9 protein-coding genes and 1 pseudogene are annotated in these 13,657 nt (G+C 68.3%); 5 read left to right on the top strand and 5 right to left on the bottom strand.

Annotated elements, in window-relative coordinates; genetic code table 11:
• Positions 1-372: 372 nt before the first annotated feature.
• From OG623_RS07490 to OG623_RS07480, 3 genes and pseudogenes are all read left to right on the top strand, one after another.
• The gene (locus OG623_RS07490; protein ID WP_406145408.1) at positions 373-2,439 is read left to right on the top strand and encodes an APC family permease; all 2,067 of its coding nucleotides are present in this window, start codon (positions 373-375) and stop codon (positions 2,437-2,439) included.
• Positions 2,440-2,620: 181 nt separating this feature from the next.
• Positions 2,621-3,964 carry a class I SAM-dependent RNA methyltransferase gene (locus OG623_RS07485; protein ID WP_406145406.1) on the top strand — a complete coding sequence of 448 codons (1,344 nt, stop codon included), beginning with the start codon at positions 2,621-2,623 and terminating at the stop codon, positions 3,962-3,964.
• 174 nt (positions 3,965-4,138) lie between these two features.
• Positions 4,139-4,978, top strand: a pseudogene (locus tag OG623_RS07480) (IS701 family transposase); the annotation flags it as partial.
• A gap of 201 nt (positions 4,979-5,179) precedes the next feature.
• Here the strand turns inward: OG623_RS07480 and OG623_RS07475 are convergent.
• Together OG623_RS07475 and OG623_RS07470 are read right to left on the bottom strand one after the other, a co-directional pair.
• Positions 5,180-5,989 (bottom strand): SAM-dependent methyltransferase, encoded by an 810-nt coding sequence (locus tag OG623_RS07475; RefSeq protein WP_406145405.1) that lies wholly within the window; start codon positions 5,987-5,989, stop codon positions 5,180-5,182.
• A gap of 88 nt (positions 5,990-6,077) precedes the next feature.
• Complete coding sequence (locus OG623_RS07470) at positions 6,078-7,727, bottom strand: SpoIIE family protein phosphatase (protein WP_406145403.1); 1,650 nt, start codon at positions 7,725-7,727, stop codon at positions 6,078-6,080.
• A gap of 1,064 nt (positions 7,728-8,791) precedes the next feature.
• Between OG623_RS07470 and OG623_RS07465 the strand changes: the two genes are divergently transcribed.
• Both OG623_RS07465 and OG623_RS07460 read left to right on the top strand, forming a co-directional pair.
• On the top strand, positions 8,792-9,202 hold the full coding sequence (locus OG623_RS07465) for a hypothetical protein (RefSeq protein ID WP_406145402.1): 411 nt from the start codon (positions 8,792-8,794) through the stop codon (positions 9,200-9,202).
• The gene (locus OG623_RS07460) at positions 9,199-10,542 is read left to right on the top strand and encodes a hypothetical protein (RefSeq protein WP_406145400.1); all 1,344 of its coding nucleotides are present in this window, start codon (positions 9,199-9,201) and stop codon (positions 10,540-10,542) included. The genes OG623_RS07465 and OG623_RS07460 overlap by 4 nt, the downstream gene beginning before the upstream one ends.
• Here the strand turns inward: OG623_RS07460 and OG623_RS07455 are convergent.
• The 3 genes from OG623_RS07455 to OG623_RS07445 all read right to left on the bottom strand — a co-directional run bounded on the left by OG623_RS07455 (position 10,512) and on the right by OG623_RS07445 (position 13,461).
• Positions 10,512-10,814, bottom strand: a complete 303-nt coding sequence (locus OG623_RS07455) for an antibiotic biosynthesis monooxygenase family protein (RefSeq protein WP_406145399.1) — start codon at positions 10,812-10,814, stop codon at positions 10,512-10,514. The two genes, OG623_RS07460 and OG623_RS07455, sit on opposite strands and share 31 nt — an antisense overlap.
• 38 nt (positions 10,815-10,852) lie before the next feature.
• Positions 10,853-12,214: an FAD-binding oxidoreductase gene (locus OG623_RS07450; protein WP_406145398.1), complete on the bottom strand. Its 1,362-nt coding sequence runs from the start codon at positions 12,212-12,214 to the stop codon at positions 10,853-10,855.
• A 65-nt stretch (positions 12,215-12,279) separates the two neighbouring features.
• Positions 12,280-13,461, bottom strand: a complete 1,182-nt coding sequence (locus tag OG623_RS07445; protein ID WP_406145396.1) for a cytochrome P450 — start codon at positions 13,459-13,461, stop codon at positions 12,280-12,282.
• Positions 13,462-13,657 lie beyond the last annotated feature (196 nt).

The following is a 13,657-nucleotide window of genomic DNA, read 5'->3' as shown; positions in this document are numbered from 1 at the left end:
CCTGGTCGTCCGGATGACCTGCGAAAACACCCTGCTCACACTTCTCTCTCAGCTTGCGGGGCAAAACGATGGGGCAACCACCTTCGGCGTTGCCCGTGGATGAGCTTATGCGGCGACACCCGCACTGCCTCATCCGAGTGTGCGTATCCCACGGGCCGGAGAGCAAAAGGGGGCGTCCGGGCCGGCGCAGCGAGCCGGCTTCCGAGCCGTGGAAGGTGGACGCCGGAGGGCCGCGGCCCGCCCGCGCCGCAAGGATTTCGTCAAGGATTCCATGGACTTTTCCGGTGAGGGCGGGTAATTATGAAGGTTTTCGGCCCGCCGAGGGGGTGGTGCTTCGGGCGACGTGTCCCGGCAACGCTTACGATCCTCACCGTGTCCAAACTGACCGACGTGCCCAAACGGATCCTGATCGGCCGGGCGCTGCGCAGCGACAAGCTCGGGGAGACGCTTCTCCCCAAGCGCATCGCGCTTCCCGTCTTCGCGTCCGACCCGCTGTCCTCCGTCGCGTACGCACCCGGCGAAGTGCTCCTCGTGCTGTCCATCGCGGGCGTGTCGGCGTACCACTTCAGCCCGTGGATCGCGGTCGCGGTCGTGGTCCTCATGTTCACCGTCGTCGCCTCGTACCGGCAGAACGTACGCGCCTACCCGAGCGGAGGCGGCGACTACGAGGTCGCCACCACCAACCTCGGCCCGAAGGCCGGTCTGACCGTCGCCAGCGCCCTTCTCGTCGACTACGTCCTCACCGTCGCCGTGTCGATCTCCTCGGGCGTGGAGAACCTCGGCTCCGCCATCCCCTTCGTCGTCGAGCACAAGACGGCCTGTGCCATCGGGGCCATCGTGCTGCTGACCCTGATGAACCTGCGCGGCGTCAAGGAGTCCGGGAAGCTCTTCGCCATCCCGACCTATCTGTTCGTGGCCGGGGTCTTCCTGATGATCCTCTGGGGTGCGTTCCGGGGGCTGGCACTCGGCGACACCATGCACGCGCCCACCTCGGAGTACGAGATCAAGCCCGAGCACCAGGGGCTCGCCGGCTTCGCCCTCGTCTTCCTGCTGCTGCGCGCCTTCTCCTCCGGCTGCGCGGCCCTCACCGGTGTCGAGGCGATCAGCAACGGCGTCCCCGCCTTCCGTAAGCCGAAGAGCAAGAACGCCGCGAACACCCTCGCGGCGATGGGCCTGCTGGCTGTCACCATGTTCTGCGGCATCATCGCCCTGGCCATGGCCACCGATGTGAAGATGGCCGAGAACCCCGCGCGGGACCTGATCCACAACGGCGCCGCTGTCGGTCCGGGCTTCACCCAGGACCCGGTCATCTCCCAGGTCGCGGCCGCGGTCTTCGGGGAGGGGACGTTCCTCTTCGTCTTCCTGGCGGCAGCCACCGCCCTCGTGCTCTTCCTCGCCGCGAACACCGCGTACAACGGTTTCCCGCTGCTCGGCTCGATCCTCGCCCAGGACCGCTATCTGCCCCGCCAGCTGCACACCCGCGGCGACCGGCTCGCGTTCTCCAACGGCATCGTGCTGCTCGCCGGGGCCGCCGCCCTGCTCGTCTGGATCTACGGGGCCGACACGACCCGGCTCATCCAGCTCTACATCGTCGGAGTCTTCGTCTCCTTCACGCTCAGCCAGACCGGCATGGTGCGGCACTGGAACCGCCATCTGCGTACCGAGAGGGACCCGGCCGTACGCCGGCACATGATCCGCTCCCGGGCGATCAACACCTTCGGCGCCTTCTTCACCGGCCTGGTCCTGGTCGTCGTCCTGGCCACCAAATTCACCCACGGTGCCTGGGTCGCGCTGCTCGGCATGGTGATCTTCTTCGGCACGATGACCGCGATCCGCAAGCACTACGACGGGATCACCGAGGAGATCGCCGCCCCCGACGTCCTCCCGTCCGACGAGCTCATGCGGCCCTCACGGGTCCACTCGATCGTCCTGGTCTCCAAGCTCCACCGGCCCACGCTGCGCGCACTGGCGTACGCCAAGCTGGTGCGCTCGGACCAGCTGGAGGCGCTGTCCATCAGCGTCGACGCGGAGGAGACCAAGGCGCTCAGGCAGGACTGGGAGCGGCGCGGCATCGACATCCCGCTGAAGATCCTCGACTCGCCCTACCGCGAGGTGACCCGGCCGGTCATCGAGTACGTCAAGAGCCTGCGCAAGGACCGCCCGCGCGATGTGATCAGCGTGTACATCCCGGAGTACGTGGTCGGCCACTGGTACGAACACGTACTGCACAACCAGAGCGCGCTGCGGCTCAAGGGCCGGCTCCTGTTCACCCCGGGCGTGATGGTGACCTCGGTGCCGTACCAGCTGGAGTCCTCCGAGGCCGCGAAGGTGCGGGCCAGGAGACGCGCGAACTGGCACGCGCCAGGAACGGTACGGCGCGGGCCCGTGGAGCGGCGGCACAAGGACGCGGGCCACAGGGGCGGCGGCCACGGGGGCTGACCTGGGGGCTGGCCCCGGGGGCTGATCCGGGGCTCCTCCCGTGGTGAGCGTCCGGCTTCGGCCCACGTAGACTGGTGGGCTGGCAGCCACCGGCGGCAAAACGTCCCTCCACCCTCTCCACCACTCCCCGTTCTCTTCCCTTTCTCTTCCCCTTTTTCCTGATCTCTGGAGCCACCCCCTCATGCAGAACGAATCCACGTCGTCGCAGACCGGGGAGTCCCTGATCGGTCAGGAGTACGAGGTCGAGGTCGGCCCCGTCGCCCACGGCGGCCACTGCATCGCCCGCACGCCCGAGGGCCAGGTGCTCTTCGTGCGGCACACCCTCCCCGGCGAGAAGGTCATCGCCCGCGTCACCGAGGGCGAGAGCGACTCGCGCTTCCTGCGCGCCGACGCGGTCACGGTCGTCGAGGCCTCCAAGGACCGGGTCCAGGCCCCGTGTCCGTACGCCGGACCCGGCAAGTGCGGCGGCTGCGACTGGCAGCACGCCAAGCCCGGCGCCCAGCGCCGGCTCAAGGGCGAAGTGATCACCGAGCAGCTCCAGCGCCTCGCGGGCCTCACGCCCGAGGAGGCCGGCTGGGACGGCACGGTCATGCCCGCCGAGGGCGACAAGCTTCCGCCGGGCGAGGTCCCGGCCTGGCGCACCCGCGTCCAGTACGCGATCGACGCGGACGGCCTGGTCGGACTGCGCAAGCACCGCTCGCACGAGGTCCAGCCGATCGATCACTGCCTGATCGCGGCCCCCGGTGTCTCCGAACTCGGCATCGAGAAGCAGGACTGGCCGCAGATGGCCACGGTGGAGGCGATCTCCGCCACCGGCTCCCACGACCGCCAGGTCATCCTGACCCCGCGCGAGGGCGGCCGCCTGCCGCTCGTCGAGCTGGACAAGCCGGTCTCGGTACTCCGCGTCGACGAGAAGGACGGCGGGGTCCACCGCGTCCACGGCCGCGCCTTCGTCCGCGAGCGCGCCGACGACCGCACGTACCGCGTCGGCTCCGGCGGCTTCTGGCAGGTCCACCCGCAGGCGGCCGACACCCTGGTCCGCGCGGTCATGCAGGGCCTGCTGCCCCGCAAGAACGACATGGCGCTCGACCTCTACTGCGGCGTCGGCCTGTTCGCCGGTGCCATCGGCCAGCGCATCGGCGAGAAGGGCGCGGTCCTGGGCATCGAGTCCGGCAAGCGCGCGGTCGAGGACGCCCGGCACAACCTGAAGGACCTGGACCGGGTCCGCATCGAACACGGCAAGGTCGACCAGGTCCTGCCGCGCACGGGCATCACGGAGTGCGACCTGATCGTCCTGGACCCGCCCCGCGCGGGCGCCGGCAAGGCAACGGTCAAGCACCTGGCCTCGCTGGGAGCGCGCAGGATCGCATACGTGGCCTGCGACCCGGCCGCCCTCGCGCGCGACCTGGCGTACTTCAAGGACGGCGGCTACAAGGTCCGGACACTGCGGGCGTTCGACCTGTTCCCGATGACGCATCATGTGGAGTGCGTTGCCATCCTCGAACCGGTCGCGAAGGGCTCCTGACCTGCGGTTTCTCGCGTGCGCATTATGTGCGCTGTGGGCGTTACGGGCGATATCTTGACGTTGAAATGACGCTCGTTCTGATGGGGAGTCAGGCTCCTTGCCGGGCAGGTCGGACCCTGTCAAGGTGGCGAGCATCGATGGGGCGCCAAGGAGAGGCGACGCTGAGCGCAGACCCCGCGCTCGTGGACGTACGACCCGGACCGCTGCCGGAACGCCGGGCTCTGCGAGGACGTCGTCTTCTCGACCAAGCCGGAACTGGCCCGGGTGATGATCGAACGGTTTTTGGACGCCGGGCACCGCGTCGGCCGGGTCAACGGGGACGAGGTCTACGGCGGCAACCCGAAACTACGGGCGGCCCTGGAGGAACGCGAGATTGGCTATGTCCTCGCGGTGGCCTGCTCGGCCGAAGTGCCCACCGGCGCGGGTATCTTCCGCGTGGATGCCCTGGCGCGGAAGGGCCGAAGCGAGCCTGGCAGAAGCTGTCGGTCGGGCCTGGCGCGAAGGGACAGCGGTTCTACGACTGGGCCGTCATTGGCCTCGCCGAAGCGGGACCTGGCCACCACCAGCTCCTGATCCGCCGTAACCCCACCACCGGCGAACTCGCCTACTACCGGTGTCGCTCCGCCGCCCCGGCGTCCCTTCCCACCCTGGTCAAGGTCGCAGGTTCCAGATGGCGGGTGGAGGAGACATTCCAGAGCGAGAAGGGGCTGGCCGGACTGGATGAGCACCAGGTCCGCCGCTACCCCTCCTGGGCCCGCTGGGTCACCCTCGCGATGCTGGCCTATGCCTTCCTCGCCGTCGTCCGCGCCGACGAACACGCACACCGACCCGCACTGGACGACCTGATCCCGTTGACCTGCAGCGAGATCCAGCGCCTGTTCGTCACTGTCGCTGTCCGACCCGATCACGGCCGGCCCACCGGCCCACCGGCTCGCCTGGTCCGTCTGGCGACGCCGCCACCAGGCACGATCAAGAGCCAGTCATTACCGGCGACAAGCCACATCCCAGGCATGAAGATCACGATCTGCAGCTGGAGTACCAGGCTGCGCCGTGCTTCATCGGCCCTGATCCAACCCGCCTGCTTGGCACTCGCCCACTACGTATCCGCGAACCCCTTGCGGATCGCAGCTGCGTATTGCCCCTCATGCAGCAGCTGGGTGGCGGGCGTGCCCTGCGGACTCGCGGATTCCCTACCCGGTTCGCCTCCGCGGCTGCTCAGGGCTTTTTGGCGACTGCCCCGTACATGGCGATGTCGTTGCCGTTGATGCCGTTCTGTTCAGGGCCGGGGCGCCAGGAGTGCACCTGGGTGACCCCCGGCTCCTGCAGTTCCAGGCCGTCGAAGAGCGAGGTGGCGGTGGCGAGTTCGCGCAGGACGAAGGGCATGCCTTGCTGGCGGTATTCCTGGGCGACTCGGTTGACCTCCTCGGGTGCGAAGTCTGCGGTGCCGATGGTCATGGCCAGGTAGCTGCCGGACGGCAGTGGATCCAGCAGCTTGGCGATCAGACGCCGGTCGTCGGGCGGCAGGATGAAGTGCATGATGCCGATCACCATGAGGCCGACGGGCCGGCTCAGGTCGATCAGCTCCTGGAACTCGGGGCTGTCCAGGATGGCGTCGGGGTCGTGCATGTTCGCGTCCACGTAGGCGGTCGCGCCCTCGGGTGAACTCTGCAGGAGGGCGCGGGCGTGAGCGAGGACGATGGGATCGTTGTCGACGTAGACCACGTGGGATTCCGGACCCACTTCCTGCACGATCTCGTGCAGGTTAGGCGACGTCGGCAGGCCGGTTCCGATGTCGAGGAACTGGCGGATGCCCCGTTCCTCTGCCAGGAAGCGGGCGGCTCGGTGCATGAACCGGCGGTTTTCCAGCATGTGCACGGGCAGGGCGGGCCAGTGCCGGGCCATGGCGTCGCCCGCTTCCGCATCCACAAGGTAGTGGTCTTTGCCGCCCAGGATGTAGTCGTACACCCGGGCGGAGTGGGCGCGTGTGGTTGCCAGTCCGTCCTGACGGTCGTTCGGCGTGTTCATGCAGAGCCTCTTTCGTCCGGGACGGGCCTTCTCGACGGTATAGAGGCACTGTTCCGGGTGCAAGCGATGAGGTGCTGGGTAAGGGGGGTCATGAGTCCGGCCGGGCTTGCAGGGCGATGATGGCGATGTCGTCTCGGCGGTGGTGAAGAGGTGGGAGAAGGCCGCGGATCAGGGAGCGCAGCGGAGGGCTTCGGCGGGCCAGCGCGTCGGTGCGTTCACGCAGCCTTCTGAGGTTGTCGCCGATGTCCGTGTCCGGCGTCTCCACCAGCCCGTCGGTGTAGAACACCAGGGTGTCGCCCTCAAGCAGGTCTGCGTAGAGGGTGGCGCGGGTGGGGCTGTCGGTGACGCACAGGGGCGGGTCCGGGGCTGTGAGGTCGTTCAGATACCGCGATGGCGCGTCCGCCGGGATCAGCAGGGGCGGCGGGTGCCCGGCGTTGGACAGGGCGATGTACCAGCCGCCGTGTGTCCGGCGGCGCAGGACCGCGTGTACCGCCGTGACCATCGCCGGGCTGTCGAGCGCCTGCACGATGCGGTCGAGACGGCTCAGTGTGACCGCAGGACTGGCGGCCGGGCCGCTGTCGTACGCGAGTCCCCGCAGGATGCTGTTGACCCGTGCCATCGCCATGGCCGCGTCGAGGTCGTGCCCCGCGATATCGCCGATGGACAGGGCGAGGGCGTCGGCGGAGAGCCGGACGGCGTCGTACCAGTCCCCGCCGACCTCCGCCGCCGAGTCCGCCGGATGGTAGAGCGCGGTGATCGTGAGACCGTCGATGGACGGCGGGGCCGCCAGGAACGACTGCTGCAGCGCAAGCGCCTTGCCACGGATGCTCTGCAACTCCATCGTCCGGCGCAGCGGCCCACTCATCTGCTGAAAGAGGTCCCGCAGCAGCGAGAGGTCGGCCTCGTCCGGGGGCGGGTTGCCCCGACAGGTTGCGATCGTCGCCAGCGCGACGGTCCGACCGTCCACCACCACGGGCACCAACGCCACGCCAGTCGCCCCGGCCTCCCGCAGCCACCGCACCGAAACGTCCGAGAGCCCGTCCCCGGGAGGCCCGTCAGGGGGGAAGGCCAACAGGCTGGCCTCCTGGCTCTCGATCGCTCGCTGGGCGATCGGGCCCAGCACAAAATCGGCGTCGAGCGGGGGCAGGGAAGGCAGCCCGGGGGCGATCCCCACAAGCTCCGGCGACCTTGCGGCCGGTGCGTCGGCGGGCCGCACACCGGCCTCGACGCCGTCCACGAGACGGAAGATGGCCACCGCATCAGCGAGCTCGGGCACCACGGCTGCGGCCGTCGTCAGAAAAGCCTCCGAAAGATCGCGGGCCGCGGGCACCGCCGCCATACGAGCCAGCAACTTCTCCCGCATACGACCGCGCCAGTGTTCCTCCGCGTCGGTGGCCGTTCCGACAAACTCCACCTCACCGTCCTCGTCGACAACGGGCGCAGCGATGATTTTGACGTGGCGGAAGCGGTCGACGGCACCGTCGAGCCGCACCCTGACGATCGTATCGAGAGGGGACCGCTGCTGCGTGGCCCTGCGCCACGCCCGCTGGAACCAGTCCCGGTCCTTGGGATGCACGGCATCCATCCACGAGGTATCAGTGCCGGGAGCCCACAGCTTCTCGGCGATCCCGCCTCCGGACAACACGGTGACGACACCGCCGGGCGACATCACCCACACCGACTGCGGCACGGCTCCCATGAGCGCCTGGTACCGCCTGAGGAGACGCTCCTCGTTCACGGCCGTCCCCTCCGTCGCCGGGCCGACGGGCCCGAGGGCCGGGCCGGCGGCACGGTACCGCCTGCGGCCTGCCCTGAGCGCCTCCGCCCGTCCCACTCTCCACCCGGCGCCAGTGGATCATCACCACTCATGCTCCGATAGTCCCTCGCATCCCGCACATCAGCACACCCAGGCGCTCCGCGCGACCACCGAGCCTTGCGGCGGCCGACGGCGCCGCGGTACGTACCGTCGGCCGCAGAGTGCACTCGCACGGGGAGCCGGCCGGCCTCTGGAGTCAGCGGAACGGGGCCAGCGGAGACAACTGGTCGTGCCGGCTTCGTCTGGCCCGAGTGGGCGGGGTGAGCTGTCAACCGCGACGCTCGTTCGACGCTCCGGGCGCACTCACGCTGTGCGGGGGAGCTGGAGAAGTGGCTCTGACCTGGTCTTTTCCATGACGTGCTCAGGTCGACATCTTTACGATGACGCATCATGTGGAGTGCGTCGCCATCCTTGAGCCCGTCACGAAGAGCTCCTGACCTGCGATTTTAAAGGCCGGTGTACCCGTGTGAGCCGCGTGACCTGACCGAGTCTGCCGGGTGCGCGGTCGGCCGTACGAGCCACCGTGGCCGAGTCCCGCCCTACCTGGGGTTCCGTTCATCTGATGCCATGTCTGGACAGCGGTGGGACGGCATCGGCGAAGGGGCGTCGTGGGCACATCTACGCGGTGGAAGGGGCCCAGCGGGGGCAGATGGAATTCCGCAGCGAGACGTCTGGCGCGGTGGGATGACGATTCGCGCAATGCGGACCAGCGGCTGGACGAGATCGCAGCGGATCACTTACGTGCGCTGCATGAGACGCTCCGTGACGACCGGTCGGCATTCGGCCTGTACGACACTGCCTGTGCGGCTGGTGAACGGCTCGCCGCAGCCCTGGGATCCTTGGCCGTGCAAGGTGCACGGTCGGAGGACGAACTCATCGCCCGTCTTGTCCCGGAAGTCGGCGGTGGCGGGGGCACGCTGGCTGACTCCGCGGTGCGAAGGGGAGTGGCGGAGGCCGTCCGCGATCTTCGAGGCCGACATCCCGAGATGGACGACGCCATGGAGGCGGCATCAGGAGGGGCCGGCTTCGCCTGGGACATACTCTGCGATCTCTATCAAGTGTTCTTCGCCGACATGGTGGGGGAATTTCTCCGGTCTGCTGTCGCCGAGCACGTGAAACTGGCCGTGCCGGCGCTCCTCGCCACCGATCCGGAGGGCAGGATTGCGGACTGGGTCGCGGAGAAGCTGGTGGATCTGGTGCCGAACCCGTGTGAGGAGTCCGGCGAGGCAGCGGAACTCGCGAAGGCCGTGGACACCGCTCAATCAGCCGTAGGTGCTGTGGATGATCCCTCCACCGTGCTGCCCAAGGTTGCCGAGGGGTTGGTTCCGAAGGCTGTTGGCAGGGTGCTCGGGTTGATCACTGATGAAGCCATCGGCGAAGGGGGAGCCGCAGCATGACGTCGTCCGAGCAATTTCTGTGGTGGCGCGGCCATCACCGGGACCGGTCCCCCGATGACCGCTGGACGGATATCGGGGAGGACGCTTTCCAGGAGGACGAGCACCGCACTCATGGCCGCCACCGTCTGCCCGGTCCGGTTCCCGAATGGGCTGAGGATCTCCTCCGGATCGCCCGGGCCGCGTTCATCGCGGACAAGTACGTACGCCGGGCGCGAGCGGGGGACCGGTGGACGCGGCACATCCACCTTTCCGTGCCTGTCACGGAGTACGAGCGATGGCGCAGCGAGGCGGTCCACCACCAGCTTGCCGGGCTGCTCCAGATCCTCACGGGGGATCTGTGGAATATGGAGTTTCGCCCGCTCACGGGCCATCAGGTCAACGACGCGATGGTTTTCCCCGACGCTCCGCGCGCATCGGAAGTCGCTTTGTTCTCCGGAGGCTTGGACTCCATCAGCTGGGCGGCAGCGCGCTCGCGCTCTGCCGACTCGCGTCCACTTCTTCTGGTGATGTTTCGCGAGATCGGACTGCTGCGCCTGCAGAAGCGGGTGTACAAGGCCGTCGAGGAACTGTCCGCGTCACGACCGGTGACGCTGCTGCAGATGAGTCAGACTCCGAGGGGTGACGGATCGGGGCTCAGGCTGGAAACCTCTTCCCGCACCCGCGGCTTGTTGTATGCGGCAGGTGCGATACGTGCCGCCGCCGCGCATGGCGTGGCCACCGTCCACATCCCTGAGAACGGCCAGCTTGCTCTCAACCCGCCTTTGACCCCGGCACGCTCGGCTGCCTGCTCCACGCGCTCGGTTCACCCGCGGACGCTTTCTCACCTGAACGCCGTGGTGGGCGCTGTTGGCGAGGGCAGCGGCGCCGTGAGTGTGATCAATCCCTGGGCGCAGCTGACAAAGGGCGAGGTGTGCGCGAGGGGCAGAGATGCCGGTCTCGCACGGTCCGACCTGGAAGCCACACTGAGCTGTGGCAAGCCGCCCACCCGGCGGAGCGGCGGGCCGCCCATCGCCAACTGCGGTGTCTGCTTCCCCTGTCTGGTGCGTCGTTCCGGTCTGCTTCATGCCCATGGCGCCGATGCCACTCAGTACGAGACGGACCCTTGGGCCATCGATCCCCGCTCCGTCCGGGGCACGGACTGGCGTGCCCTGCAGCGGTGGCTGCTCGGCCGGTACACGCTTACGGACGTGCTGACCGATACTCCGCTGCCGCCGGGTACGGACCCAGTGGCGGCGTTTGACTTGATCGAGCGTGGAAGGGGCGAACTGGTCCGGCTGCTGGCGCCAAGAGAGCCCAGCTGTCAAGCAGATCAGAAGCCGTCAATGACAGTGTTGGCGTGAAATGCCTCGGGAGGCTCCATGAAGAAGGGAGCCATCGCGCTGGAGAACTTGACGAAAGCCTCGGTCTTCGCGAACACCTCGGTGTGGTAGTCCACCGACTCCCACTGTACGCAGAGCAGAATGACGCCTTCCTTGTCGATGGCTCGGAGCAATTTGGCGTCGAGGCAGCCCTTTTCCTCATCGAGGAGCGGCAGGTGCGATCGGACCGCGGCCTCGAACTCTTCCTCCTTTCCCTGCGGAACCACTGCCCGAACGATCTCCCAGACAGCCATACGTTCTCCTTGTGAGTCGATTTCTGCTTGCGTCCAGTTCAGTTGTTCAGCGCGTCATGGCTGGGAAGCGGCGTTGCCGTGAAGATGTGTGCGGGGTCGTAGAGCTCCTTGGCCGCGACGAGGCGGGCGGCGTGGGAGCCGTAGGCGTGCGCGACCTGTTCCTTCTGGTCCGGCAGCAGGAAGTTGGGGTACCCCCCTGGTACGGCAAAGGCGGCGAGGGCGTTGCTGACGCCGTCGGCCCAGGCCCGGTAGGCGGCCGGATCCTCATCGGCCCCGCGGCCCGCGGAGATTTCGACGGCCAGATGGCTGCTACGCAGGCCGAAGGCGCTGTCGTCGGCGCCTGTCCGGGTGGCGACGCCGTGGAACTGGCGCAGTCCGATTCCTGCTCCTGGGCCGGGGCGGCTCTCCGCCCAGCCGGTCAGGAGGTCGGTCACCTCGGTGGTGAGCTCGGCGATGTTGCGGGTGCGCAGATCCCAGTGCATCCCTGTGGGGACACTCTGGTCGAACTGTCCCCACAGGTCTTTCTGGGTGGTGGCGGCGACGCTGTTGGCGAGCGGTGTACCGAGGCGCATGGCCTGGGCCATGGCGGCGTCGGCGTGCCGTGGGTCACCGGACCAGACCGGCACGACGACCAGGCACGGCCCGACACCGGGGGCTACGGTCATCTCGAGCAGGAGAGTGAGCCCGTCGGGCGCCTCGGCGATGAGTTCCGCGAAACGCGACAGGACGGTCGACGCCTCCTGCCAGGGGAACACCACCATGCCGCCGACGAGCCCGCGATCGGGGTGAAGACGCACGCGCAAGGAGGTGACCACGCCGAAGTTCCCGCCGCCGCCTCGCAAGGCCCAGAGCAGTTCGGGGTCGTCCTCGGTCGACACGAGCCGGCCGTCGGCGAGTACGACCTCTGCTGCGAGCAGGTTGTCGGCGGCCAGTCCGGCCGTGCCGAGCAGCGGACCGTAGCCCCCACCGAGAGTGAGGCCGGCCATACCTACGGCGCCGGCGGTGCCCGCGGCGACGTTCATGCCGTAGGGACCGGCAGCCGCGATGACATCACCGACGCGCCCTCCTCCCCCGAGGACAGCGGCATCGCCTTCCACCTGTACGCCACGCATACTGCCGAGATCGATCACCAGTCCGCCGCGAAGCGCACGTCCGGCCCAGTCGTGCCCTCCTCCGCGCACGGAGATGCTTACACCGGACTCCCTTGCCGACGTGACAGCGGCAGCGGTCTCCGCTCCGGTGCGGGGCCGTACGACCAGGGCCGGTCGGGAGTGCACCGCACCGTTCCACAGTGTCGTCGTCCCGGCATACGACGGATCACCCGGATGGGAAAGGCGGTCTGCGTTCAGCCGCTCGCCCAGGCGGCGGGCGAGTTCGGCGATCGGTTGCGCGGACGACATGGTCCTCCTTCACGACTGTCCGGCGGTCAGAATCGGCGGACTCCGGAACTGGGCGGACTCCGGAACTAGGCGGCCACCGGTTCGAACGCCACGTCCAGGAAGTCGAAACCGCGCAACCCGTTGTTGATCACCGGCCTGGATTCCAGGATCTCGAAGCGGGCGACCCGGTCGGCGAGCCGCTCCAGGAGCGCGCTCATCTCCAGCCTGGCCAGGTTCATCCCGACACACACGTGCTCGCCGCGCCCGAAGGCGAGGTGGTCCGACGGGCGACGGGTGATGTCGAAACGCGTCGGGTCCGGGTAGTGCCGGTCGTCGCGGTTGGCGGAGGCGTAGAGCAGCGCGACCCGGGAGTCGGCGGGCAGTTCGACGCCGCCGATCTCATGGTCCTCGGTGAGCGAGCGGCTGAACTGGGGCACCGGTGACTCGAGGCGCAACGTTTCGTTGATCGCGTGCGGAATCAGCGATCGGTCATCACGCAGCAGGTCCCACTGGTCAGGGTGTCGGGCGAACAGCGCCACCATGTTGGCGATGGCGAGAATCGTCGTGTCCAGACTCGGAGTGACGTAGTCGAGCATCATCATCGGACACTTGTCGGACGAGATCTCGCCACGGTCGGCAGCCTCGTAGAGCTGTGCCGCCCAGCCGTCGGGATCGATCCTCCCCGGCACGGCGTCGTTCATGGCGAAGGACATGAACTCCTCGACCACGGGCCCCGCCGCGGCGGCACGCTCGTCGGCGGGGCCCTGGGTGTTCCAGATGGCGGCGGCCCATTCGAGCATCTTCTCCCGTCCGTGTTCCGGGAGGCCGACCAGATCCGACACCACGGTCATGGGGAGGTACTCCGCCAGCTCGGTGACGACATCGCACCGGCCCTGGTCGACCACCCGCTCGACGACCTGGTCGGCCTCGGTCTCGAGGCGCGGAGTGACCTCACGCATCCGGTCCGCCCGCAGTGGCCGTCCCAGCACCGTTCGCATCGCCGTGTGCTCGGGGGGATCGCTGCACAGCGTGATCCCCTCGAGCTGGGCGTTCACATCGCGGTCCACGAACACACCGCGTGCCGACGAGAACGTCTCCCAGTCCATCAAGGCGGCGCGCACCTCGTCGTAGCGCGGCAACGCGTACATGCCGTAGCGGGACAGATGCACCACCGGCCCCAGTGCTCTCAGCTCGTCATAGATGGCATAGGGGTCGACACGCGCGGAATCGGTGTAGAGATCGATGTCACTGACAGGTATGCCGGGCAACGGTCCTCCAAAGGACGGGTGCGACGGGGTACTGCTCGGACAAAGTCACTGCTGCCCCGAAGTGCCAAGAGTGAACGGGCGCCCGCCAGGGGTTACAGGACAGCCCTTGGGTGCACCGCAGGGCGATCGACGCGCCGAGCACGGTCAGCGCATGGCCGGGTGGACAGCTTGTGCGTGGATCAGGCACCCATCGGCA

Origin of the sequence: Streptomyces sp. NBC_01012 (assembly GCF_045162755.1) — a bacterium.
Lineage (GTDB): Bacteria > Actinomycetota > Actinomycetes > Streptomycetales > Streptomycetaceae > Streptomyces.
Note: the sequence above shows the minus strand (reverse complement) of the source record. Positions and strands in the feature narration are given on the sequence as shown.